This window comes from Agrobacterium tumefaciens str. B6 (assembly GCF_001541315.1).
Lineage (GTDB): Bacteria > Pseudomonadota > Alphaproteobacteria > Rhizobiales > Rhizobiaceae > Agrobacterium > Agrobacterium radiobacter.
Genome location: NZ_LMVK01000013.1, coordinates 89962 through 114007 on the forward strand (window position 1 = coordinate 89962; position 24046 = coordinate 114007).

General features: G+C 61.6%; 27 protein-coding genes. 13 read left to right on the forward strand and 14 right to left on the reverse strand.

The features are described 5' to 3' along the window. Window positions 1-3 precede the first annotated feature (3 nt). The 5 genes from ASB65_RS13595 to ASB65_RS13615 all read left to right on the forward strand — a co-directional run bounded on the left by ASB65_RS13595 (window position 4) and on the right by ASB65_RS13615 (window position 5012). Window positions 4-1173, forward strand: a complete 1170-nt coding sequence (locus tag ASB65_RS13595) for a Gfo/Idh/MocA family protein (protein WP_060724265.1) — start codon at window positions 4-6, stop codon at window positions 1171-1173. Between the two features lie 124 nt (window positions 1174-1297). Further along, a complete protein-coding gene (locus tag ASB65_RS13600) occupies window positions 1298-2152 on the forward strand; it encodes a sugar phosphate isomerase/epimerase family protein (RefSeq protein WP_060724266.1) in 855 nt (284 codons plus the stop codon). Between the two features lie 149 nt (window positions 2153-2301). Beyond that, entirely contained in the window at window positions 2302-3987 is a 1686-nt protein-coding gene (locus tag ASB65_RS13605) for a GMC oxidoreductase (protein ID WP_060724267.1), read from the forward strand. Further along, on the forward strand, window positions 3987-4547 hold the full coding sequence (locus ASB65_RS13610; protein ID WP_060724268.1) for a gluconate 2-dehydrogenase subunit 3 family protein: 561 nt from the start codon (window positions 3987-3989) through the stop codon (window positions 4545-4547). Before ASB65_RS13605 ends, ASB65_RS13610 begins: the two co-directional genes overlap by 1 nt. 69 nt (window positions 4548-4616) lie before the next feature. After that, window positions 4617-5012, forward strand: a complete 396-nt coding sequence (locus ASB65_RS13615) for a c-type cytochrome (protein ID WP_060724288.1) — start codon at window positions 4617-4619, stop codon at window positions 5010-5012. A 70-nt stretch (window positions 5013-5082) separates the two neighbouring features. On the opposite strand, the gene ASB65_RS13620 is transcribed toward ASB65_RS13615, so the two are convergent. From ASB65_RS13620 to nirK, 3 genes are all read right to left on the reverse strand, one after another. Then, the gene (locus tag ASB65_RS13620) at window positions 5083-5784 is read right to left on the reverse strand and encodes a Crp/Fnr family transcriptional regulator (RefSeq protein WP_060724269.1); all 702 of its coding nucleotides are present in this window, start codon (window positions 5782-5784) and stop codon (window positions 5083-5085) included. A gap of 149 nt (window positions 5785-5933) precedes the next feature. Then, window positions 5934-6851: an SUMF1/EgtB/PvdO family nonheme iron enzyme gene (locus tag ASB65_RS13625; protein WP_060724270.1), complete on the reverse strand. Its 918-nt coding sequence runs from the start codon at window positions 6849-6851 to the stop codon at window positions 5934-5936. Between the two features lie 111 nt (window positions 6852-6962). After that, window positions 6963-8105: a copper-containing nitrite reductase gene (gene nirK / locus ASB65_RS13630; protein ID WP_060724271.1), complete on the reverse strand. Its 1143-nt coding sequence runs from the start codon at window positions 8103-8105 to the stop codon at window positions 6963-6965. A 236-nt stretch (window positions 8106-8341) separates the two neighbouring features. On the opposite strand from nirK, the gene ASB65_RS13635 reads away from it, so the two are divergent. Further along, a complete protein-coding gene (locus tag ASB65_RS13635) occupies window positions 8342-9574 on the forward strand; it encodes an NnrS family protein (protein WP_060724272.1) in 1233 nt (410 codons plus the stop codon). Window positions 9575-9656: 82 nt separating this feature from the next. Here ASB65_RS13635 and ASB65_RS13640 read toward each other — a convergent pair whose 3' ends face one another. From ASB65_RS13640 to ASB65_RS13675, 8 genes are all read right to left on the reverse strand, one after another. Next, window positions 9657-10190 carry a DUF2249 domain-containing protein gene (locus tag ASB65_RS13640; RefSeq protein WP_060724273.1) on the reverse strand — a complete coding sequence of 178 codons (534 nt, stop codon included), beginning with the start codon at window positions 10188-10190 and terminating at the stop codon, window positions 9657-9659. Window positions 10191-10268: 78 nt separating this feature from the next. Then, window positions 10269-10574 carry a DUF2249 domain-containing protein gene (locus ASB65_RS13645; RefSeq protein WP_003504642.1) on the reverse strand — a complete coding sequence of 102 codons (306 nt, stop codon included), beginning with the start codon at window positions 10572-10574 and terminating at the stop codon, window positions 10269-10271. A gap of 146 nt (window positions 10575-10720) precedes the next feature. Further along, window positions 10721-12619, reverse strand: a complete 1899-nt coding sequence (locus tag ASB65_RS13650) for a nitric oxide reductase activation protein NorD (protein ID WP_060724274.1) — start codon at window positions 12617-12619, stop codon at window positions 10721-10723. 72 nt (window positions 12620-12691) lie between these two features. Continuing rightward, window positions 12692-13504: a CbbQ/NirQ/NorQ/GpvN family protein gene (locus tag ASB65_RS13655; RefSeq protein ID WP_060724289.1), complete on the reverse strand. Its 813-nt coding sequence runs from the start codon at window positions 13502-13504 to the stop codon at window positions 12692-12694. A 66-nt stretch (window positions 13505-13570) separates the two neighbouring features. Further along, window positions 13571-14917 (reverse strand): nitric-oxide reductase large subunit, encoded by a 1347-nt coding sequence (locus ASB65_RS13660; protein ID WP_003504648.1) that lies wholly within the window; start codon window positions 14915-14917, stop codon window positions 13571-13573. Between the two features lie 24 nt (window positions 14918-14941). Then, window positions 14942-15394: a c-type cytochrome gene (locus tag ASB65_RS13665; RefSeq protein WP_003504650.1), complete on the reverse strand. Its 453-nt coding sequence runs from the start codon at window positions 15392-15394 to the stop codon at window positions 14942-14944. A gap of 178 nt (window positions 15395-15572) precedes the next feature. Beyond that, a complete protein-coding gene (locus ASB65_RS13670) occupies window positions 15573-15863 on the reverse strand; it encodes a hypothetical protein (RefSeq protein WP_060724275.1) in 291 nt (96 codons plus the stop codon). A gap of 4 nt (window positions 15864-15867) precedes the next feature. Further along, window positions 15868-16401 carry a cytochrome c oxidase subunit 3 gene (locus ASB65_RS13675; protein WP_060724276.1) on the reverse strand — a complete coding sequence of 178 codons (534 nt, stop codon included), beginning with the start codon at window positions 16399-16401 and terminating at the stop codon, window positions 15868-15870. A gap of 137 nt (window positions 16402-16538) precedes the next feature. Here ASB65_RS13675 and ASB65_RS28725 point away from each other — a divergent pair, with 137 nt between their 5' ends. Together ASB65_RS28725 and ASB65_RS13680 are read left to right on the forward strand one after the other, a co-directional pair. Beyond that, window positions 16539-16694 carry a hypothetical protein gene (locus tag ASB65_RS28725; RefSeq protein WP_003504656.1) on the forward strand — a complete coding sequence of 52 codons (156 nt, stop codon included), beginning with the start codon at window positions 16539-16541 and terminating at the stop codon, window positions 16692-16694. Between the two features lie 12 nt (window positions 16695-16706). Next, window positions 16707-17384, forward strand: a complete 678-nt coding sequence (locus tag ASB65_RS13680) for an NnrU family protein (protein WP_060724277.1) — start codon at window positions 16707-16709, stop codon at window positions 17382-17384. 4 nt (window positions 17385-17388) lie between these two features. Here ASB65_RS13680 and ASB65_RS13685 read toward each other — a convergent pair whose 3' ends face one another. Genes ASB65_RS13685 through ASB65_RS13695 form a run of 3 tightly spaced genes read right to left on the reverse strand, consistent with a single transcriptional unit; the run spans window position 17389 to window position 19909 of the window. Then, window positions 17389-17979 carry a UbiX family flavin prenyltransferase gene (locus tag ASB65_RS13685; RefSeq protein ID WP_060724278.1) on the reverse strand — a complete coding sequence of 197 codons (591 nt, stop codon included), beginning with the start codon at window positions 17977-17979 and terminating at the stop codon, window positions 17389-17391. Then, window positions 17976-19502, reverse strand: a complete 1527-nt coding sequence (locus ASB65_RS13690) for a UbiD family decarboxylase (protein WP_060724279.1) — start codon at window positions 19500-19502, stop codon at window positions 17976-17978. Before ASB65_RS13690 ends, ASB65_RS13685 begins: the two co-directional genes overlap by 4 nt. Before the next feature lie 56 nt (window positions 19503-19558). Then, window positions 19559-19909, reverse strand: a complete 351-nt coding sequence (locus tag ASB65_RS13695; protein WP_060724280.1) for a DUF488 domain-containing protein — start codon at window positions 19907-19909, stop codon at window positions 19559-19561. 149 nt (window positions 19910-20058) lie between these two features. Here ASB65_RS13695 and ubiT point away from each other — a divergent pair, with 149 nt between their 5' ends. From ubiT to ASB65_RS13720, 5 genes are all read left to right on the forward strand, one after another. Continuing rightward, window positions 20059-20574, forward strand: coding sequence for a ubiquinone anaerobic biosynthesis accessory factor UbiT (ubiT, locus tag ASB65_RS13700; protein WP_060724281.1), 516 nt, complete (start codon window positions 20059-20061; stop codon window positions 20572-20574). Beyond that, the gene (gene ubiU, locus ASB65_RS13705) at window positions 20565-21542 is read left to right on the forward strand and encodes a ubiquinone anaerobic biosynthesis protein UbiU (RefSeq protein WP_060724282.1); all 978 of its coding nucleotides are present in this window, start codon (window positions 20565-20567) and stop codon (window positions 21540-21542) included. Before ubiT ends, ubiU begins: the two co-directional genes overlap by 10 nt. Window positions 21543-21547: 5 nt before the next feature. Beyond that, window positions 21548-22486 carry a ubiquinone anaerobic biosynthesis protein UbiV gene (ubiV, locus tag ASB65_RS13710; protein ID WP_060724290.1) on the forward strand — a complete coding sequence of 313 codons (939 nt, stop codon included), beginning with the start codon at window positions 21548-21550 and terminating at the stop codon, window positions 22484-22486. Beyond that, on the forward strand, window positions 22483-22866 hold the full coding sequence (locus ASB65_RS13715; protein ID WP_060724283.1) for a hypothetical protein: 384 nt from the start codon (window positions 22483-22485) through the stop codon (window positions 22864-22866). Before ubiV ends, ASB65_RS13715 begins: the two co-directional genes overlap by 4 nt. Window positions 22867-23005: 139 nt before the next feature. Beyond that, entirely contained in the window at window positions 23006-23992 is a 987-nt protein-coding gene (locus ASB65_RS13720; protein ID WP_060724284.1) for an ABC transporter substrate-binding protein, read from the forward strand. Window positions 23993-24046: the final 54 nt, after the last annotated feature.

The following is a 24046-nucleotide window of genomic DNA, read 5'->3' on the forward strand; positions in this document are numbered from 1 at the left end:
GCCATGTCCTCCGTTACAAAAAAATTCGATAGCCGCCGCATCCGTCTCGGAATGGTCGGCGGCGGTCAGGGCGCCTTTATCGGTGCGGTGCATCGCATCGCCGCCCGGCTGGATGACCGTTACGAACTCCTGGCCGGCGCGCTTTCCTCCGATGCGACGCGTGCTAGCGCTTCGGCAACGCTGCTCGGCATCGCGCCGGAGCGCTCCTATGCCTCGTTCGAGGAGATGGCGGCGGTTGAGGCCGGTCGTGAAGACGGGATCGAGGCGGTCGCCATCGTGACCCCCAACCACCTTCATTTCGCCCCGTCCAAGGCCTTTCTCGAGGCCGGGATCCACGTCATCTGCGACAAGCCGGTGACCGCGACACTGGAGGAGGCGAAGGAACTGGCCAAAATCGTCGGGGCATCCGACAGGCTGTTCATTCTGACGCATAATTACACCGGCTATGCCATGCTGCGGCAGATGCGGGAGATGATTGCCAGTGGCGATATCGGCAAGCTGCGTCACGTCCAGGCCGAATATGCGCAGGACTGGCTGACCGAAGCGGTTGAAAAGACCGGGGCGAAGGGCGCGGAATGGCGCACGGACCCCAGCCGCTCCGGCGCGGGCGGGGCAATCGGCGATATCGGCACGCACGCCTTCAACGCCGCCGCCTTCGTCACGGGCGAAATCCCCAGCAGCCTTTACGCGGATCTGACCTCCTTCGTGCCGGGCCGGCAGCTGGATGACAGCGCCAATATTCTCTTGCGTTACGAAAGCGGCGCCAAGGGCATGCTCTGGGCAAGCCAGATCGCGGTCGGCAATGAAAACGCCCTGTCGCTCCGGGTCTATGGCGATAAAGGCGGGCTTGAATGGCACCACCGCGTGCCGGATGAGCTGTGGTTCACGCCTTATGGGGAGCCGAAGCGGCTGATCACCCGCAACGGTGCGGGCGCGGGAGCTGCCGCCAACCGTGTTAGCCGCGTGCCGTCAGGGCACCCGGAAGGATATCTCGAGGGTTTTGCGACGATCTACCGCGAAGCCGCAGATGCAATCATCGCCAAAAGGGAGGGAAAAACAGCCGCCGGGGAGGTGATTTACCCCGGCATGGAGGACGGCCTTGCGGGTCTCGCGTTCATCGATGCCGCCGTTCGCTCCAGCCAGACCTCGACCTGGGTCAAAATCGACATCTAGGTCGCAGCCTATCGGAGGAGACGACCCAGGGCACCGGAGGCTGTGCCCGGCACCTGCCCGGTCAAGGAGACCGAGAAGGGTGGGCGTGTCGTCACATTGATCAAACGGAAAGGGAGTTACGCGTTTGAAAACGTTCAAGTCAAAACTTGCAGGCATGGCATTCGTCGTCGGACTGGCGGCCGGTTTCGCAAATCCGGTTTTTGCCGATGACAGCAAGACGCTGCCGATCGCCGCGCAGATGTACACCCTGCGCAATTCTGGAACGCTGGAAGAACAGCTTGCCATCCTCAACCGCGCAGGCGTTTCCGCCGTGGAAACGGTGGACATGCAGAAGGTCAGCGCCAGCGAACTGAACACGCTTCTCGAAAAGCACAAGATCAAGGTTATTTCTTCGCACGTGCCGATCGACAAGCTGCGCGGCAATCTCGACGAGGTCATCACCGAGCAGAAGGCCGTCGGCAATCCTGTCGTGACCGTGCCTTTCCTGAAGCCGGAAGACCGTCCGAAGGACGCCGCAGGCTGGACTGCCTTCGGCAAGGAGCTCGGCGGATATGCGGACAAACTGTCTGCGGCAGGCCTCTCCATGGCCTACCACAATCACGACTTTGAAATGGTCAAGTTCGACGGCAAGACCGCGCTGGAACTGCTGCTCGATGCCGCTGGCCCGAAACTGCAGGCCGAAGTTGATGTCGCCTGGGTGGCGCGCAGCGGCAATGATCCGGCCGAATTCCTCGGCACCTTGAAGGGCAAGGTTTTTGCCATCCACGCCAAGGACAATGCGCCTGCGGGAACGGCGGAAAACGAGCGCGGCTTTGCGACGCTCGGCACCGGCATTCTCGACTGGAAGACGATCCTGCCGGCGGCAAAACAGGCCGGCGCAAAATGGTTCATCCTTGAACACGACCTTCCGCTCGATGCCGAAGCCGTCGTGACCAAGGGCAATGCGTTCCTGAGCGAACGTCTTCCGACCATTCAGTAAACACTGCCAGTAAAACCAGAACCGCTCCCCGGCGGCCGGTTCGCCGGGGGCGCATGAGGTTCGACAGACACATAACCAGTTTCCGCCGCGTCGCGACGGGAAGCGCTTTGTCCTGTCGTTTTTTCCAAACTCATATCGGAGGAGTTATCATGGCAAACAATCATTATGATGCGATTGTTGTCGGCTCGGGCATCAGTGGAGGCTGGGCCGCAAAGGAACTCACGCAAAAGGGCCTGAAGGTCCTGATGCTGGAGCGCGGCCGCAACATCGAGCACATCACCGACTATCAGAATGCCGACAAGGAAGCCTGGGATTACCCCCATCGCAACCGCGCCACGCAGGAAATGAAGGCGAAATATCCCGTTCTCAGCCGCGATTATCTGCTGGAAGAGGCAACGCTCGGCATGTGGGCCGATGAGCAGGAAACACCCTATGTCGAGGAAAAGCGCTTCGACTGGTTCCGTGGATACCATGTCGGCGGCCGCTCGCTGCTCTGGGGACGCCAGACCTATCGCTGGTCGCAGACGGATTTCGAGGCCAATGCGAAAGACGGCATCGCCGTCGACTGGCCGATCCGTTATGAAGACGTCTCACCCTGGTATGATTATGTCGAGCGCTTCGCCGGCATTTCCGGCAGCCGCGAGGGGCTAGACATTCTCCCTGACGGCGAATTCCTGCCGCCCATTCCGCTCAATTTCGTGGAGCAGGATGTGGCCAGCCGGCTGAAGAAAGCGTTCAAGGGCACGCGCCACCTCATCAATTCGCGCTGCGCCAACATTACCCAGGAACTTCCCGATCAGGAGCGCACGCGCTGTCAGTTCCGCAACAAGTGCCGGCTGGGCTGTCCCTTCGGCGGCTATTTCAGCACGCAGGCGTCCACCCTGCCTGCGGCGGTCGCCACCGGCAATCTCACTTTGCGGCCTTTCTCCATCGTCAAGGAAATCCTCTACGACAAGGACAGGAAGAAGGCGCGCGGTGTCGAGATCATCGACGCAGAAACCAACCTGACCTATGAATACACCGCCGACATCATCTTCCTGAACGCCTCGACGCTGAACTCGACATGGGTGCTGATGAATTCGGCCACCGATGTCTGGGAAGGCGGGCTTGGCAGCAGCTCCGGCGAACTCGGCCACAACGTGATGGACCACCATTTCCGCATGGGTGCGACAGGCCAGGTGGAAGGTTTCGACGACTTCTACTTCAAGGGCCGTCGTCCGGCGGGTTTCTACATTCCGCGTTTCCGCAATACCGGCGACGACAAGCGCAAATATCTGCGTGGTTTCGGGTATCAGGGCTCGGCCAGCCGTTCGCGCTGGGAACGGGAAATCGCCGAGCTCAATATCGGAGCCGATTACAAGGAAGCGCTGACCGAACCGGGCGGCTGGACCATCGGCATGACCGCTTTCGGCGAAATGCTGCCCTATCACGAGAACCGCGTGAAGCTCGATCATGAGAAGAAGGACAAATGGGGCCTGCCTGTCCTCTCCATGAATGTCGAGATGAAGCAGAACGAACTCGACATGCGCGAAGACATGGTCAATGACGCCGTCGAGATGTTCGAGGCGGTCGGCATCAAGAACGTCAAACCCTCCAGGGGCAGCTATGCACCCGGCATGGGCATTCACGAAATGGGAACGGCCCGCATGGGGCGTGACCCGAAAACCTCCGTCCTCAACGGCAACAACCAGGTCTGGGATGCACAGAACGTCTTCGTGACTGATGGTGCCTGCATGACCTCGGCTTCCTGCGTCAACCCGTCTTTGACCTACATGGCGCTGACGGCGCGTGCAGCCGAATTTGCCGTTTCCGAACGCAAGAAGGGGAACCTGTGATGAACAGACGCGAACTGCTGAAACTGATAGCCATTGCCACCGGCCTTCCGCTGATCGGCGCGGATGTCCTGACGGCCGCGGAAAATGCTGCCAAGCCTGCCGGCGCTGGCCATGTCTTTACACCGGAGGAAATCCGCTTTCTGGACGAAGTGGCGGAGACCATCATTCCGCGCACTTCCACGCCCGGTGCGAAGGATGCCGAAGTGGGTGCATTCATGGCCGTCTATGCGGCTGATTGCTACACCGACGAGCAGCGAACGCTCTTCCTTTCGGCAATTTCCGACATCGAGAAGCGCAGCCAGACCGAACACAAGAAGGCCTTTCTGGAGCTGACGGCGGAACAGCGGCAGGCGCTACTTTCGGCGCTGGACAAGCAGGCCAAGGCGGAACAGACACCGGCGAAACCGCATGCCTTTACGCTGGTCAAACAACTGACGCTGCTCGGCTTCTTCACGTCGAAGATCGGGGCCACGGAAGTTCTCGTCTACGACGAGATTCCCGGTGGTTTCGAAGACCGCATTTCCTACAAGAGGGGCACGCCTGCCTGGGGCACGACCTAAAGAGAGAACTGTTGGCCCGTCCGCATTTGTGGACGGGCCACACTCAAGCGGCAAGACAAGGATGACATGATGCGCAATATAATAATCATCGCGGCGGCAATGGTCGCCGCAAGCGCCATTCCCGCTCTCTCCGAGGGTGATGTTGCCAAGGGGGAGGCGGTCTTCAAGCGCTGTTCCGCCTGTCACGCCATCGGCGAGGGTGCGAAAAACAGGATCGGCCCACAGCTTAACGGCATCATTGGCCGTGCGGCGGGCGGCGTGCCTGACTATACTTATTCGAGTGCGATGAAAAAAGCGGGCGAGGACGGTCTCGTCTGGACGCCGGAGGAATTGCGGGATTTCCTGAGCGCGCCAAAAAAGAAAATACCCGGAAACAAGATGGCGCTGGCCGGCATCAGCAAGCCGGAAGATCTGGACAATCTCATCGCCTATATTGAAAGCGCGGCCTCAAAGCCGGTTGAGTGAGAGCCGGGGGCTACCCAGTCGAGGCCCGCCCTTGGCGAAGGCCAAGCACATGGAGGCGGGCGCCTCCACTCTACACCTGGCTGGCTTCGCCTTCCGCCCGCTGGGCAAGGCCCGGCAGATTGCAGACCAGAAGCTTCTGCCGCCCGCCCTGCACCAGCCCCTTGGTCTCCCAGCTGCTGAGAATGCGCGAAACGGTGTGCAGCGTCGTGCCGGTCATTTCGGCGATATCCTGACGCGAAATCGGGAAGTCGATACGGATGCCGTCCACCTCCTTGCGGCCCGCCTGCTGCGAAAGGCGCAGCACTGCATGGGCCACCCGGCGCTCCACTTCCTGCGTCGACATTTCGCGGATGCGCGTATGGGCTTCCTCGAGACGCTGGCCGATGGTCTGCATGGCTGAGACGGCAAGATGCGGGTTCTGCTCGACGAATTGCGGCCAGAGATCCGTCTGCCAGGACAGGATCACGCTTTCGGCAGCCGTCGTTGCGGTGCCGGGATAATCGGCCCGCTGCAGCGCCCTTGCGAAACCGAAGAGATCGCCGGGATGCACCACGCGCACGATGATCTGCTGACCGTCATGGGTCACCTGCGTTACCTTCAGGCGGCCGTGGATGAGCAGGAAGAAATGCGTGGCCGGCCGGCCCTGCTCGAAAATGGCTTCGCCCGCCGGCACGAGCCGGGATGTGGCGTGGGTCAGCAGTCCGTCCAGCTCATCGTCGGCCATCTTGGCAAACAAGGCCAGCGACCGGATGACGCTTCGGTCAATCTTCACTTGCACCCTCTCCGGTGGTCGGCCGCCGCCACGGTTCCCGCAATGGGCAATCGGGTATCGGCCTTTTCTGTATCTTCACAATACAGCACTATCACCGGTGGAAGAAGATCAAATGATATAAATCAACTAATTGTTTTAATTGACGATTATCAAGAAATCAGAGCGGCTGCGCGAAGCTTTTCGAGAAGCGGCGCATACCAGCGCGTATCCTTCACGAGCCGGAAACCGAGATTATCAGGCGGCACGCCGACCGCGCAGCCGCCGCTTTTCGGGTTTTTAACGAAGGCGCTCATCGCCGCACGGTGTTTTCCCGAAGCGACGGGAATACCGCAGGAGGCGACGATATCCAGCATTTCGCCATCCGTGCCAAGCGTCACACGCCGGCTGCAGCTCGAGGTCCATTCCCAGACATTGCCGCCGAAATCGGCAAGGCCATATTCGTTTTCGCCGAAGCTGCCATAGGATTGCGGAACGGGATTGCCCGAGGCCTTGCGGCTGGTCTGCCGCTCGTAGTCCGCCAGCCAGCGCAAGGCCGGGTTTTCACTATCGGCAGCTACGCCAAGCGTCTCGTCAGGAAAAAGCGAGCCGGCGGCGAAGGCCAGTTCAGTATCACTCGGCAGGCGCCAGGTGGTGCCCGTCCGCTCGCTCAGCCATGCGGCATAGGCGTGGGCATCATCCTGGCTGATGCCGGTTGCCGGTATCTCGCCGCCGACCGCAGCGGCAAAGCCGGGTTCCGGCTGCTGGCAGCCGCCTTCGGCGACGCAGCGCGCATAATCCGCGCTCGACACCTGATATTTCATGATCGTCAGATTTTGCCGCATCGTTACGTCGACCATCGGGCCATCGACGGCATAACCATTGCGGAAATATTCGCCTTCCGCCCGGTAGGTGAAACTGCCAGCAGGCACGGTAACGACCTGCGGCGGCGCCATGGCTGCGCGCGGATCAGTGTCGCTGCGGATGATCCCTGACTGGAAACCGATCGCCGTCGCGAGCAGCGTGGCAAGCGAGAGCGGCAAAAGGAGCGAGACGGCATTTGGAAAATGGCTGTTGCCGGGAATGCCCATGGGAACCTGCCTGCGTTTTGGGAACGCCAAAGTTCGGGCCTGCCTTCAGGCCGTAGAGAGCAGAAAGGAAGCGCGCCGCACTCTGTTGGCGGCGGCGCGCTTCCGGGCGCGTTAGATGCTCGACGGAGCGAGCACCGCTTGCATCAGGCTGTTGTTCCACTCACCCGTCACCTTGAAGTGGGCCGCCGCGCCCAGCTCGAAGGCTTCAATGAGGTTGTGGTTGACATAGGCATAGATGCCGGGCTGCTCGAAGGTATAGAAGGCCGCGCCCGCCGTGCCGCCGGGGATGAACCAGGTTTCCTGGTCGAGATCCGGCGGGTTGCGGAATTTGCCCGTCGCCCAGACATAATCGCCATGGCCGCCGATGAGGTGCGGGCGGGTATCGCGGTTCGCCTGCGAATGCACGATCAGCACCTTTTCGCCCACGGCGGCCTGAAGGGCGTGTTCCCCCGTCAGGGCGCCGACTGCGCCGTTAAAGACGATGTGGCTTGGCGTCAGCTTGCGCATGACTTCCAGCGTATCGGCCATGGCGTCGCCGGCGCTTTCATATTTCTTGAAATTGCCGTTCTCGTCGCGGGGGATGTAGAAGTCCTGTTCGCCGACATAATAGACCTTGTCATAAACAAGCTCCTTGCCGTGGCCGTCCGTCAGGCCCTCGCGCGGCAGCACCATGATCGCGCCATTCATGCCCGAGGTAACGTGCCACGGTACCATGCCGGGAGGTGCGCAGTGATAGACGAAGACGCCGGCCTTGGTGGCCTTGAACCGCAGGATCGCCTTTTCACCGGGGTTGACGATGGTGAGCCCGCCGCCGCCGAGCGCGCCGGTGGCCGAGTGGAAATCGATATTGTGCTGCAGCTCATTGGTATCGGGGTTGATGAGGGTCAGTTCGACATAGTCGTCCTTATGCACCACCATCAAGGGGCCGGGAACCGAGCCGTTGAACGTCATGGCGTGGACCTCGGTGCCCTTGTCGTCGAGGACCATTTTCTGTTCCTTGATCGTCAAGGTGAACTCGACGATCTTCGGTCCGCCTTCGGCTTTCTGCGTGTGGGCATGCACGAATGGCGGCTTGACGAGATCAACCTTTACGCGAGGAAGCGCTGCAATCTCCGCGCTCGTCAATGGCTTGGCTGCGGCCTTCTTTTCCTCTGCCGCGCTCGCCGCCGATGGTATGACCATGGGGGCTACAGCCCCTGCAAATGCTGCGCCTGCGAGAATATTACGCCGTGTGATGTGGAAGGTTTCCGTCATCATATTTCTCCTGTCCCTCTTAGGGCAGAGCATGCTTCGCTCTGTCACAGCATTTGTAGCGGAGGGGCGGAAATACAATTTGAGATGGAGCAAACTGCGCGTCGGGCCACCTGCGACATTTTGGCAGGCGGTTACGACTTCATGCGGAGGCGTCGCACCTCCTCTTTGCCTGTTCGCAAAGAAGCGAGACGGGCTTGCGCCTAGACATATGTCAAGACCAAACGAGGAGCATTATAATGAGTGGTAGCCAAACCGTTCTCACCGAAGGGCGCAGCCGGCCAAAGGGCGGCATTCCAAGGGGGCTGGCACGCACCGGCCCGGTTATCTTTTCTTACGGCTTCCGGCCATTTTTCCTCGGCGGCGCCATCTGGGCCATCGTGGCGATGGTGTTGTGGATTGCAGCCCTTTCCGGCCTTGTCGACATCGGCGGAGATTACGGTGCGCCGAACTGGCATGCCCATGAGATGCTGTTTGGTTTCGCTTCGGCGGTGCTGGCCGGCTTTCTACTGACGGCTGTGCCGAACTGGACAGGGCGGCTGCCGGTGTCGGGCAAACCGCTGGTATGGCTGTTTGCGCTCTGGTGCGCGGGCCGGATTTTTCTGCTCGTGCCGGACACGGTGGGCGTGGTCACCGCTGCAGCCGTTGACGGGCTGTTCCTGCCGGCACTTCTCACGATCTGCGCGCGCGAGGTCATTGCCGGGCGCAAGTGGAAGGACCTCAAAGTGCTGGGTGGGCTATTGGCGCTTTCCATTGCCAATATCATTTTCCATGTGGCGGCGATTGAAGGCGACCTGAGCCAGATGGCGACCCGCCTTGCCGTTTCGGCCTACACCGTGCTCGTCATTATCGTCGGCGGCCGGATCGTGCCGAGTTTTACCCGCAACTGGCTGAACCGTTTCGGCCGCACGGATTTCCCCGTGCCCTATAACGGCTTCGACACCGCCGCCATCCTCACCGGCATCGCGGCGCTGGCCGTCTGGACGGTAGAGCCCGAGAGCATGGTGGCCGTGCCCACGGCACTTCGGGCAGCTTTCTTGCACGCCGTGCGTCTCATCCGCTGGCGCGGCTGGACAACCTGGCCTGAGCGGGTGCTAGTGGTGCTGCATGTGGCCTATGTCTTCATCCCCGCCGGTTTCATCGCCATTGCGCTGGCGGCTCTGGATGTCATGGACACGCGGTCCGTCCTGCACATCTTCACTGTCGGCGTCATCGGCTGCATGATGCTTGCGGTCATGACGAGAGCAAGCCTTGGCCACACCGGACGCAAGCTTGCGGCCAGCAGGGTCACTATTGCCGCTTATGTGGCGCTGATCGCCTGCGCGCTGCTGAGACCTACAGCCGAGTTCTTCCCCGGCGCCATGATGCATCTTTACGCCTGCTCGGCGCTTCTCTGGATCGTGGGTTTCGGTCTCTTCTGCGTTGAATATGGGCCGATACTGATGCGTGAGCGCAAACCGCTGAAAGCGTAGTCGGGTTCGTTGCTAAACCGCCAAAACGAAACGCCCCGGAAGCAATTTCCGGGGCGTTTCGTTATCGAGGATACCCGATGGTTTAATGTGCACCGGCCCCGGCGCGGATGAAGATGCGAAACGCCGTGCGCGCCTCGTCGAAATTGCCGGCCCATTGATGGCCCCGGGCCAGAAGCTCCGGGTAGAGGAAGGTCGGTTCCTGCGGCATCAGCACGAAGATCACGGCACCCGGGGGAAGACGGTCAAGTGCGGCAAGCGTACGGCTCGCCTGACCCCCGGTCGCCTCGTCGCTGAGATCGAGATAGATGACCGGGTCTGGCCATATCTGCGGCTCTTCGGCATTGCCCGCAAGCGCCGGCGAAACGGAAATCTGCTCGGCTTCACTGGATTGCGGCGTAAACAGCACTTCCCAGTCGCCGCCGCCGATTTCCCGGACCTGATGGTTGAAACCGCGCTCGGCCATGACCTTGAACAACGGAACGGGCCGGAAGGTGGCCAATAATCGCAGCGCCTCACCCGGCGCAAGCCCGGCCACGGCTTCCATGATTGCCGGAAAGGGCTCGCCGCCGCTCTGCAAGAGCGGCCGGACATCGAGTTCCCTGATCATTTCCGTCATTGCTTCACCTCGTTAGTCGGCTGGCGGCGGCATGAGCCGTCCGCCAGAGGTCTTTTCACCATGCCGCAGGCGCTGGGGTCAATGCTCGGATCCGCAGCAGCATTCGCAGCCGGACATATCGTCCTCGGAACCTTCGGCCTGTTCTTCCAGCCGGCCGATATCGAGACGCCAGACTTCAGGACCCTGTTCGAGATATTCCCAGCCGAATTCACCGGGGAAATTGGTGGCAAGCTGATAAAGCAGCGGACGGGGATCATGATCGCTGGTGATCTGCAGCGATTGCCCTTGAGCCAATGCGCCGAGCGCGCCGAAAATGCGCGGATGGCGTTCGCGGTGCGGAATGATGCGCACATCGATATTGGTTGCAGTTTGGGCTTCGGACATAGGCTGGCTCCACGGCCGCGGATGAAACTATGTCCGGCGGTGCGGCCGGCCGGCGGACTGGAAAAACCTATCCGCCGTGCGGTTGGGAGACATTGTCGCCGCGCAAATAAACCTGAGATTCGTCAGGTCTGTTTGCGCGACAGGCTTCAGCCGGCAAGGCTGCGATAGATTGCCGGCAGCGCCGATGGCAGCTTCGCTATCCTGCTGACGATGGCATAACCGTTCTGGCCGAACATGGCCGGAATATAGGATTGCGCCTTGCTGTCGACAGTCACCCCGAAGACGCTGACGCCCGAGCGTCTTGCCTCGGAAACGGCACGGCGGCTGTCCTCGATGGCGAAGCGACCTTCATAATGATCGACATCGTTCGGCTTGCCATCCGTCAGCAACAGAAGCAGCTTGCGGCGCTCGGGTCTTTCATGCAGCTTGGCGCTGGCATGGCGGATGGCGGGCCCGATGCGGGTGTAGAAGCCGGGTTTCAGCGCCGCGATGCGACGCTCGATAGTGTGGCCCATCGGCTCATCGAAATCCTTCACCGTCTCCACCCGCACCCAGGAGCGGCGGCGTGAGGTGAAGGTCAGGATCGAGTGACTGTCACCGCAGGCGGAAAGCCCGTGGGCAAGCACCAGCAGCGCTTCCTTTTCCACGTCCAGCACTCGGCGATTGTTGAACCAGGCGTCGGTCGACAGCGATACGTCGACGAGGATCGTCACGGCAAGATCATGCGCCTGCGGACGGCTTGCCATATGAATGCGGTCGCTGCCCTGTCCGCCGGCGGCGATGTCGCTTCTGGCGCGCACCACCGCGTCAAGATCGAGATCGTTGCCGTCAAGCTGGGCTCGCAGCATTTCGTGACGTGGCCTCAGTACCTCGAACTGCCGCCTGACCCGGCGGATAAGGCTCTTGGTGTCCGGGTCGGGTTCCGGTGCCGTCTCAGCACCCTTCGCACGGGAGGCGATGACCCGGCAATGGTCGGCGAGGTAGGTGCCACTGCGATAATCCCATTCTGGATAGGTCAGTTCCGCCGTCAGCGGCGTATGATCCAGCGCTTCGGGCGGCAGGTCGAGATCGAAGCGGAAGCGGGCGGAAGGCCGTCCCTTTCTTTCTCCCAGCGTCATGTCGTCCAACTCGTCGGCCGCACTGCCGTCGGCATCGTCGCTGTCGTCACCGGGACGGTCGACATTGACCATCTCGGCCATGGCAAGGATCTTTTCGAAACGGTTGAGGATGAAGGGGCTTCGCTCGGTCTGCCGGTTCTCCGCCTTTTCACGCACGGCGATATGGCGGGCTGCTTCCGCCCCCTGCGGCGCCGCGCTCGCTGCCGGCTGGTCTTCGCCCTGCCGCGCCTCGGAGGTTTCGCGCAGCAGCGTGTCCGGCCAGAGCGGAACCGGCAGCATGGGCAGGTAGCGCGGCGGCGCTTTGACCGGGAAGCCGGCGGGCGGTGTGTGGCCCTCGATCCCCGCCGCTTCCGCCAGCATGGAGAGCACTCGTTGTTCCACCTGCTGCTCGGCCTGCGGCAGCGGCCGCTTCTGGCGCACCGCGAGCAGGGCAGCGCAAAGCCGCCGATAACGGGTCTTCATTCCGGGGAAGGCACGGATGACAGCTTCCGCCAGTTCTGCGGCGCGGTCGAGCCGGGCAAGATCGTTGCGCAGCGGGTCGGCGACCATGACCGGTTGAAGCGGCATCATCGCCATGGCGGCCGCGAGCCAGAGATAGAGATCGCGGTTGAGGCGGCGGTCGGGAAACAGATCGAGCACCGGCGGCAGCATCAGCGTGGCGTGATCGCGGCCGGGCTGGGCCAGTTTCTCCTCGCCAAGGCCCATGCGCTGGCGAAGCCTCAGCCGGTGCTTGGAGGTGCGCGCGCGCGCCGGGGCGATCTGCACCGCATGTTCACCGCCAAAACCGCGGAAACAGATGGCCAGCACGGCCTGCATGTCCTCCAGCTTCACGGCATGATCTGGAAAGCGCAGCCATGTGCCGGTTTCGCCGATCAGCCTGTGCCAGGCGCGGCCGACGGTTTCTTCCAGTTCCAGAAAGTCCAGCATGGTTTATCCTCATGGCATCGGGCCGGAATGCGCGGGCCTCGCCGCGCATTCCGATATGGATATAAATGCGCCCTATCGGATGATCGCATCCGCGACTTCATGCAGCGCGGCCTTCACGTCAGGCCCGTCGGTCCGCGGCTCGATCATCGCCGCGCGCACGGCCTGGCGGGCGGGAAGGCCGGTATCGATGAGGCTGGCGCAATAGACGAGCAGGCGGGTGGAGACGCCCTCTTCCAGATCGTGGCCTTTCAAGCCGCGCAGCCGGTGGGCGAGATCGACGAGCGGCTCGACATCGCGCGCATCGAGCCCGCTTTCATGCGAAACGACGGCGATTTCCTGTTCCTTGGGCAGAAAGTCGAATTCAATGGCGACGAAACGCTGGCGGGTGCTGGGGTTCAGGCTTTTCAGCAGGTTCTGGTAGCCGGGATTGTAGGACACGACGAGCATGAAGCCGGAGGGCGCTTGCAGAACCTCGCCGGTGCGCTCCAGCGGCAGGATGCGGCGGTCGTCGGTAAGCGGATGCAGCACGACGGCCACATCCTTGCGCGCCTCGACGATCTCGTCGAGGTAACATATGCCGCCCTGGCGCACCGAGCGTGTCAGCGGGCCGTCAATCCACACGGTTTCACCGCCTTTCAGCAGGTAACGGCCGGTCAGGTCGGCGGCGGCAAGGTCGTCGTGGCATGAAACTGTCGAAAGCGGCAGGCCGAGTTTCGCCGCCATATGGCTGACGAAACGGGTCTTGCCGCAGCCTGTCGGGCCTTTCAGCAGAAGCGGCAATTGCCGCACCCAGGCGCTTTCGAACAACACGCATTCATTGCCGAGCGGCGTGTAGAAGGGGGCATCCGGCAGGGGCGGCGGTGTCGGGCGGAAGAGGGTGTTCATGGTCATCTCCATGTTTGATGGTAAGGAACCGGCTCTCCGGGGGAAAAGGAGAGCCGGTCCGTTTTCTCATTCGGCGGGCTGCACGAGGCGGGCAACGTCACCCTGTTTTTCTTTGCCCGGGACCAGGATTGCCCAGATGAACATGGCCGCCGAAATGAGAACCGCGAAACCCGAGCCGAGGCGGATCCAGTAGAAGATCGCCAGATGGTCCTGCACATCCATGAAGCTTTCGCCCATGACGCGCTGCAGCTGGATCTGCACCACGCCGGCAAAGGTCAGTGCGAAGGTCATCACCGACATGGCCGTGCACATCACCCAGAAGCTCGTCATCGAAAGCCACTGATTGTAAGGCGCGCGCTTTCGCATTTCCGGCACGGCATAGGCCATCATGGCGAGGTTCAGCATCACATAGGCGCCGAAGAAGGCGAGGTGTCCGTGAGCAGCGGTGAGCTGCGTGCCGTGGCTATAGTAATTCACCGACGACAGCGTATGCAGGAAGCCCCAGACGCCGGCACCGAAGAAGGCCATGACCGAGCAGCCGATCGACCAGAGCAGTGCCGCGCGGTTCTCATGCTTGCGGCCGGCCTTCCAGGTCATGACGAAGGTGAAGATGACCATGGTGAAGAAGGGGGCCACTTCCAGCGTCGAGAAGAGCGAGCCGATCCATTGCCAGTAACCGGGCGCGCCGATCCAGTAATAGTGGTGTCCGGTGCCGAGGATGCCCGAGAAGAGGGCAAGGCCGACGATGACATAGAGCCATTTTTCCACCACTTCGCGGTCGATGCCGTTGAGCTTGATCATCAGGAAGGCGAGGATCGAGGCCATGATCAGTTCCCACACGCCTTCCACCCAAAGATGGATGACGTACCACCAGTACATCTTGTCGAGCGCCAGGTTCATGGGATTGTAGAAGGCGAAGAGGAAGAAGATCGCCAGACCCCAGAGACCGAAGAGCAGGATGTTGATAACAGTGGTCTTGCGACCCTTCAGCGCCGTCATGGTGATGTTGAACAGGAACATCAGGACGACGAGGACGATGCCGACCTTGATGGCGAAGGGCTGCTCGAGGAATTCGCGGCCTTCATGGATGCGGAACATATATCCGACCACTGCAACGGCTGCGGCCACCAGAAAGATCCAGAACTGCGCGATGGCGAGTTTCGGGCTGTAAAGCTCCGTTTCCGTCTCTTCCGGCAGCAGGTAGAAGGTCGAGCCCATGAAGCCCATCAGCAGCCACACCACAAGGGCGTTGGTGTGGATCATGCGCACGATGTTGAAGGGCAGAAGCTCGGAAAGCGTATTGGGCAGCACGTAGATCGTGGCGGCGACGACGCCGAACAGGATCTGCGCCACGAACAGCCCGATTGCGCCGTAAAAATACAGCATGGCGACTTTTTGTGTCTGGTATTTCATCTCGTCATCTCCTTGCCGTCCACCTCAACCTGCCTCGTTCGGCGGCCAGTTCTGCGTCTTGATCCGGCTCGTCCATTCGAGGAAGTCGACGAGATCATCGAGCTCCTGTTCGGTGAGATTGAACTGCGGCATCTGGCGTCGGCCCTCGATGCCGGTGGGCTGGGCGGCCATCCAGCCCTTGATGGAATCGCGCGCCGCTTGCTTGTCTTCCACGCCGCCATAGCGCTTCCAGACATTGCCGAGTTCAGGCGCGAAATAGGCGCCTTCACCGAGCAGCGTGTGACAGTTGATGCAGGAATTTTTCTCCCACACGTGCTTGCCGCGTGCGACGCTTTCCGTCAGCGTGCTTTCATCCGTCGAGGTGGTGCGCATGTAATAATGGCTATGGGCGGTCAGCCCGACGAATATGACAAAGAAGAAGATGGAGCCGCCGTAAAAGACGTTTCGCGCTCCTGTTTTGGTCAGGCGTTCTGCCATGCCAATGGTCCTTTCCATCCGGAAGACCGCTTATGCGGACTGGCTTGATCGAACCCTCATGCCGGGATTTGCCAGCTGGCTGGCGGAATGCGGTGGGGCCTGAACCCTTTCTAGCCGTTGGCCGCGGGCGTTCTTTGCCTTTTGGCAAACAACGGGAGAGGTGGTGCCGCTGGCCTTTTCAGAGTGACAAAATGCCCTGGACGAATGCCCGCAAAAGGGCTGCGGCGGCGAAGATGGCGGGCCATGCCAGAAGGGCGGCGCGCAGCAGGCCGTGCTCTTCGCGAAAGCCCAGAAAGTCGTCGATGACGCGTCTGGATTTCATGAGCGCGAAAAGCAGCATCAGGCAGGCGGCTGCGACCGGCGGCAGAAACGCCGCCTTCCACGATGTGACGACGGCTGTGCCGGCGAGAACGAGAATGGCGAGTGCTGCGAAGCTTCTTGCAAGCTGGCGGGAGGTGCGATGGATCATGATGTCAAACCAGATAAACGACGGGAAAGATGACGATCCAGACCAGATCGATGACATGCCACAGCGTCGTCACCAGCGTGATGTTCTCGTTTTTCGGCCAGCAGGCCACGATGAACAGCAGGATCGCCACGAAGACGACATGCAGCAGGTGGAAGCCGGTGAGCAGGAAATAAAGCTCGAAGAATGCGCCATAGGCGGGATCGGACGCGAAGGCGATTTCGGTGGAATATTCATAGAGCTTCACACCAACGAAAGCTAAGCCCAGAAGGCCGGCAAGGACAAGCGCCCGCCTTTTGCCCGGCAGCGCGGTGTGACGGCTGGCCGCCACGGCCGCCTGCCAGCCGCTCGCCAGCAATATAAGCGTATTGAGACCGGCAAGCTGCGGCTGCAGATGCTGGCGCGCGGCGGCGAATGCATCGGGATTGAGGGCGAAGGCGATGATGTATGCGCCGGTCAAAGCGCCGAAGGCGGCAAGTTCGCTCCAGACCAGAATCCACAGGAGCAGATTTCCGCTTTCCTCTTCCGTATTTGTCGCCATGGCCTTGTCCGTAATTGTAAAACAGCAAGCCACGCTTAGGCGTCCTCAAACCCCGCTTCTTTGCGGTCGGTCAAAGAAGGGAGCGCGCAAAGCCCTATTGTCCTGACAAAGCGCAACTCTGGAAAATGGAGCTTCCCATGAACGACGCACAGGTCGGGCTGATTGTCGCAACCCCTGTTATCATTGGCTTTGCGGTACTGTTGTACCGTATGGGAGTATTACAGCGCATGGGCGCGGTTTCCGCCGTTCTTGCCTCCGTGGCGATTGCGTCGGTGCTGTTCCTGAACCAATGAGAAGACAGTCGCATGCTTGAACTTGTCGCCGCTCTTTCGCTTTTCGTGGCACTGCATTCCATTCCCGCCGTGCCGGCCGTGCGCGGCCGGCTGATTGCGGCCATCGGCAGGCCCGCTTATTTCGGTGCCTATTCCGTGGTCTCGCTTCTGACGCTGGCATGGGTTTTTTATGCCGCGCTGTCCGTCGATTACATTCCGCTCTGGGATGTCGCGCCCTGGCAGGCGCATGTCACGTTTCTGGCAGCACCGCTCGGCCTGTTTTTCGTGCTGGCAGGCCTCCTCAGCGTCAATCCGCTCTCCATTTCCGTACGGCAGGGGCAGAGACCGGGCGCAATCGTGCGCATCACGCGCCATCCGGTGCTTGTCGGTTTTTTGTTCTGGTCGCTGGGGCATGTCGTGCCGAATGGCGACCTGCGCTCCGTTATTCTCTTCGGCGGCTTTGCGCTGTTTTCTCTCGGCGGAATGGCCATGACCGAAAAACGCGCGCGGAAAAGACTGGGCGATGCGTGGAGCGCGACGGCTGCCGGCAGCGCAACGGTTCCCTTCGCAGCAATCCTCTCCGGCAAAACGCGCCTCGCCGTGGACGGGCCGATGCTGCTTGCTGTGGCGCTGACGGCGTTGACGATCTGGTGGCTGCTAGCAGGTGGCCATGCTGCGCTCTTCGGCGCGGACCCTATGGCCTATCTCTGATCGCTCAGGGCGCTTTCACAACATGTGGCTGCCATATCGTCGCCTGCGGCGCGGAAGCGATACCGAGCTGATCAATGGCGCGAGCGGCCATCTGGTCGACAATATCGGCGATGCTTTGCGGTCTGTTGTAAAAGGCCGGAACCGGCGGCATGACGGTGGCGCCCGCTTCCGTCACCGCGCACATGTTGCGCAGATGGATGAGATGCAGCGGCGTCTCGCGTGTCATCAGGATCAGCTTCCGGCGTTCCTTCAAATGCACATCGGCGGCGCGGGTGAGAAGATTGTCCGAAAACCCGGTTGCAATGGCCGCAAGTGTGCGCATGGAGCAGGGCGCAACGATCATGCCGGCTGTCGGGAAAGAGCCGCTGGCAATTGCCGCGCCGATGTCATCGACGGCGTGATTGACACTGGCGAGCGACAACATCCGCCCCATGGCTTGCGCACCTTCCTCATGCAGCACGGTGCGTCTGGCCGATTGCGACAGGACGAGATGGATTTCGACGCTTTTCATCCCGGCGAGGCGTTCGACGATGCGCAGCGCAATGGCGGCACCCGAGGCGCCGGTAACGCCGACCACGACGCGGCACGGAGTCATGGCCGCTCTCCAAGGCCGAGATCACGCCATATCAGATCGACTTTCGCGATCACGTCAGGTGTCATGGACAGCACGCGGCCCCATTCGCGCTCCGTCTCCGGCGGCAGCTTGCGGGTGGCATCCAGCCCCATCTTGCCGCCGAGCCCGGCTTTCGGCGAGGCGAAGTCGAGATAATCAATCGGCGTGTCGTCGATGATCGTTGTATCGCGCGAGGCGTCGAAACGGGTGGAGAGCGCCCAGACGACGTCCGCCCAGTTGCGCACATCAATATCGGGATCGACCAGGATGATGAGTTTTACATAGCTGAACTGCGGCAGCATCGACCAAAGGCCCATCATCATCCGTTTTGACTGCCCCGGATATCGTTTGTCGATCGAAGCGACCATCACGCGGTAGGAACAGGCCTCCGGCGGCATCCACAGATCGACGATTTCCGCAAATTGTCTTTTGACGAGCGGCAGGAAAATCTCGAGCATGGCTTCGCCGAGAACCGAGGGTTCATCCGGCGGCCGGCCGGTATAGGTGGAAAGATAGATCGGCTCGCGGCGCATGGTGATTGCCGATAGCGTCATGACCGGAAAGGGTTCGACGGAATTATAATAGCCGGGATGGGCGCCGTAAGGGCCTTCCAGCGCCGTTTCCGTTACTGAGACGGTTCCTTCCAGCACGATCTCGGCATTGGCGGGCACCGGCATCGGCACGGGCAAGGCTCTGGCGGTGCGGCTTTTCGGGCCGCGCAACAGGCCGGAAAAGCCAAGCTCGCCGCTATGTTCGGGGAGCGGCATGACGGCGGCGAGGATGGTGGCGGGATCAGTGCCGATGGCGACGGTAACGGGCATATCCAGCCCGCGCGCCTGCCACAGCCGGTGGTGATGTGCCCCGCCACGATGAGCCAGCCAGCGCATGATCACCCTGTCCGGCCCAAGCGTCTGCATGCGGGAGATGCCGACATTGATATCGTCGGGATCATCAGGCGAACGGGTGATGACCAGCGGCCAGGTGATGAGCGGGGCCGGTTCGCCCGGCCAGCACCATTGCACCGGCAGGTGGGCAAGGTCGACTGCATTGCCCGTCAGCACCCTTTCCTGCACCGGCGCGCGGGAGACGTTGCGTGGCCGCGTGGAAAGTGCTGCCCGGAGCAAAGGCAGCTTGCTCCAGGCCTCTGCCATGGTTTTCGGCGGCCGCGGCTCGCGCAATTCTGCCAGCTTCACGCCAAGCGTGGGCAGGCCGCCCGTTTCCAGCCCGAGCCCCCATTCGATGCGTTGACGCGTGCCGAACAGATTGGCAAGCAGCGGCATCTCCCGCACCTTGCCCTCGTGGTCGACGGGTTGCTCGAACAGCAGCGCCGGCCCGCCCTCGGCGAGTACGCGGCGGTGGATTTCGGTGATCTCGTGCACCAGCGAGACCGGTTGGCGGATTCGCCGCAGCTGCCCACGCTCTTCCAGCAGCCGGACGAAACCGCGCAGATCGGCAGCGCGGAAGGGTTTCGTTTCTGTCTCTTTGTCTGTGCGCTCGTCGTTCATGCCGCCTGTTTGCCGGTGGCAGTGGGGCATGTCCTTGCGCTGCCGCAAATGCGGGTTCAGTGCGAACGAAGATAGTCGGCGAGAACGAGGGCGTGGTTGTGTTCGGTATCGTGGGCGGCATAAAGCAGTGTGACCCGGTCTTTCGCCATCAGCTCCTTCATCTGGGCCACGGCATCGGGGTTGGCCGCCAGTTCCTCATGATAATGCCGGGTAAATTCGGCAAAGCGCGATGGCATATGGGAGAAGTTCTTTCGCAATTCGTTGCTGGGCGCGATCGCCTTCAGCCATAGCGACAGTTTTGCATCTTCCTTACGCATGCCGCGCGGCCAGAGCCGGTCCACCAGAACGCGCGTGCCGTCATCGTCGCTGGCGGGTTCGTAAATCCGTTTGACCCTTATATCGGACATGGGCGACCTCCTTCGCTCGGCAAGTCCGTGATCTATAGCGCTTTTCATCGTTTCACGCCGGAAAATCACCCTGTCTTTGCGTTCGCTCAAACCGCCATCCGTGCGCCACGGTTAGGTTGCCGCCCGCAACAGAGCCGACAGGACCCTTCATGAGACCTTTTCCCGCCGCCATCGCCACCCCCTTGAATTTTCTGCCGATTGCCGTGGTGCAGCGAGCGACGGCGGCGATGCTGGCGCAGATCATGAAGCGGCATCCGAATATGTTCGTCCGGCTCGGCGAACATCGCAACAAGCGCTACGCTTTTCTGCCTGTCGATCTCCCCTTTGCCTTCATGGTCGAACCCGCAAGTCCTGCCATCACCGTCAGCCGAAAGGGCCGCCTGCCCAAGGCGGACGCGGCGGTCGAGGGACCGCTTTTCATGCTGCTTGCGCTGATGGAGGGGCGGCAGGATGCCGATGCGCTGTTCTTTTCGCGTGATCTCAGCGTCACCGGCGACATGGAGGCGATGCTGGCGCTGCGCAATGCGCTTGATGATAGCGGTATCGATCTGCCGCGTGACCTCGGTGCATTTGCCGGGCCTTTCGCGCCGGTGGTAACGGGTCTTGCGAACCGCCTGCGCGGCCACGTTCTGTCCGAAACGCGGGGAGAGCTGGCATGGAACTGATCTGTCCTGCGGGAACGCCCGCCGCCTTTCGTGAGGCCGTGGATGCCGGGGCGGACGCCGTCTATTGCGGCTTTCGTGATGAAACCAACGCCCGCAATTTCCCTGGCCTCAATTTTTCCCGCGAAGAGCTGGCCGACGCCATCACTTACGCGAAGAAACGCGGTGTCCAGACCTTTGTGGCGCTCAACACCTTCATGCGCGCCGGTAATGAGGACATCTGGTATCGCGGTGCGGCCGACGCCGTGAAGGCGGGGGCTGACGCGCTTATCCTCGCCGATTTCGGCCTGATGGCGCATGTGGCGGAAAACCATCCTCAGCAGCGCATCCACGTCTCGGTACAGGCCTCCGCCTCCAATGCCGATGCGGTCAATTTTCTCGTCGATGCCTTCGGCGCCAAACGGGTGGTGCTGCCGCGCACCCTGACGATTCCTGACATCGCCCGGCTGGCGCGGCAAATCCGCTGCGAAATCGAAATCTTCGTGTTCGGTGGCCTCTGCGTCATGGCAGAAGGGCGGTGCTCGCTGTCCTCCTATGCCACAGGCAAATCACCCAACATGAACGGCGTCTGCTCGCCGGCAAGCCATGTGCATTACCGGCAGGATGGGCAGGAGCTGGTGTCGGAACTCGGTGATTACACCATCAACCGCTTTCCGGCGGGGGAGGCGGCGGGTTACCCGACGCTGTGCAAGGGCCGTTTCGAGATTGCCGATGACAAGTCCTATGCCTTCGAGGATCCGGTATCGCTTGACGTGATGGACCAGATCGATGCGCTGCGCGAGGCGGGGGTCAGCGCGCTGAAGATCGAGGGTCGCCAGCGCGGCAAGGCCTATGTGGCGGAAGTGGTTTCCACCCTGCACCGGGCGCTTTCCGCCGGTGCCGAAGAGCGCGGCAGGCTGCTCTCACGCCTGCGGCTCTTAAGCGAAGGCCAGCGCACCACCGTTGGCGCTTATGAGAAACGCTGGAGGTGAAGGCGATGGCAAAACCCGCAAAGGCCACTCTGGCGCTCGGCCCGGTCCTTTATCTCTGGCAGGGCGAGAAATGGCGAGATTTCTATTTCCGCATCGCCGATGAAGCGCCCGTCAGCCATGTCTATCTCGGCGAGACCGTCTGTTCCAAACGGTTTCATTTCACCGAGCCGCATCTGGCAGAGGTGATCGAGCGGCTGGAGAACGCCGGAAAACAGGTGATCCTTTCGACGCTTTCACTGGTGACGCTGGAACGGGAAAGCCGCCAGCTGCGCGGCCTGATCGCCGATAGTCCTTATCCCGTCGAGGCGAATGACCTTTCCGCCCTTGGCATGCTGCATGGCGCGCCGCCCGTCGTCGGGCCGATGGTGAATGTCTATAATGCCGCGACCGCGCGGCTGCTCTCCTCGCGCGGGGCAAGCGCCATCTGCCTGCCGCCGGAACTGCCGATGATCTCGGTGGAGCGCATCGTGGCGGAGACGCCTGATGTGGACTTCGAAATCTTCGCCTTCGGCCGCCTGCCGCTCGCCATTTCGGCGCGCTGCGCCCATGCCCGCGCCAAGGGCAATATCAAGGATAATTGCCAGTTCGTCTGCGGTGACGATCCGGATGGATTGCCGGTCCGCACGCTTGACCGGCAATCATTTCTGGCGCTGAACGGGGTGCAGACGGTGTCGCACACCTGCCAGTCGCTGCTTGGCGAGCTTCAGGATCTGGCCGCTGCCGGCATCGCCCGTTTCCGCCTCTCGCCGCAGGATTGCGACATGGTGGCGGGGGCGCAGATCCATGACGATGTTCTGACCGGCAGGCGGGGGGCGGGAGATGGTCTTGCCCGTCTCAGCCAAATCTATCCGGACGTGCCTTTTTCCAATGGTTTTCACCACGGGCAGGAAGGGGCGGCCTGGATCGCCCGCGCCCGCAACACGGCGCATGGGGTGAATGCATGACGACGAACGGAAAAAACGCGCAATCACAGTCTGCGGCAGCGCCGGGCGGGGCGGATATCGCGGCGGCGATCCATCTCGTGCGTAACGTGGTTTTGCAAAGCGCGCTCGATTGCGGCTGCCGCGACAAGGTGCACGACGCGCTGCGCGAGCTTGAGGATTTCGAGCGCCAGCGCAATGTCGTCAAGCTCCTTGCCGCCGCCCGCGAGGAGCGGCGCAAGATCGGGCTTCTGACCGATATGCTATCGGATTTTGCCGAGGACGATACGGTCGATGAAGGCGTCGTCGAAATGGCGAGCCTGATGTTTCTCGATATCGCCGCCGCCGCGCAGGAGGGTTCGCGCATTCTGCGAGAGGCCCGGTCTCTTAAAACATGCAAATAGCCCCTTGCTTCCGGTGCTGTTTGATCCTGCGCAAAGAGCACCCGCTTGCAAAATGTCATTTCCGGGTTGGTGACGCTCCGGGCCGCAAGGCTGGTTGTGCGGCATCGGGGCGCTTCCGGCGCGAACAAGGATCAGGACCATGGCCCATCATCTCACCCGTCGTCAGGCTCTTTCGGCCCTTTCCGGTTTCACGGTGGCGACGCTTGCCGCACCGCATATTCTGAAAGCGGAGACACCGCTCACCTTTTACGGGCCTCCCGCCGCGCCGTCCGCCGTGCTGGCCCATGCCGTAAAAGGCGGGTTCCTGAAGGACGTTGCGCCTGAGGCCGTCTTCAAGGCCTGGAAAACGCCGGATGAAATGCGCGCGGCCGTTGCCTCCGGCTCCATGGGGGCGGTGGTGATGCCGAGTTATGGCGCCGCCAATCTCCATAATCGCGGCCTCGGCCTCGGGCTGCTCAACGTGCTGACCACGGGTCTGCTCTGTATCGTTTCGAAAGACGAGACGCTGAACTCCCTGAAAAGCCTTTCCGGCAAGACGCTCGCTTTGCCGTTCAAGAATGATATGCCCGATTTCGTGCTGCATCGCCTTGTTGCCGAAAACGGCCTGAAGTCCGGCGACATCAAGCTGGAATATGCCGCCTCGCCGCCGGAAGCCGTGCAATTGCTGCTGACGGGCAGGGTGGATGCCGCGTTGCTCAGCGAACCGGCCGCGACCGCTGTGCTGATCAAGGCGAAGTCGTTTTTCATGACCGTCCACCGCACCATCGATATCCAGCAGGAATGGGCCAAGGTGGCCGGCAAGGCTGAAATCCCGCAGGCCGGCCTCGCCTTGACGTCGCAAGTTCAGCAAAAGCTCGGCAAGTCCGGCATAGAGGCTCTACAGGCCGCCATGGAGGCGGCGCTCGCCAGCGCCATGGCCGACCCTAAGACGGCGGCCGATGCCGTCGCCGAAGCTCTGGGCTTTCCGCCTGACATCATCGCTGCCTCCTTCCCGACTAGCCATCTATGTGCGCTGAAGGCGAGTGCTGCGCGTACCGATCTTGAGGCGTTTTACGATGAACTCGCCAAGGCCGACCCCGCGATCATCGGCGGTCGGCGGCCGGATGACGGTTTTTATCTGGTGTAGCAGGCATGAACCGCATTCTCGAAAGTCTTGGCTGGATGGGCCGCTATCTCTGGG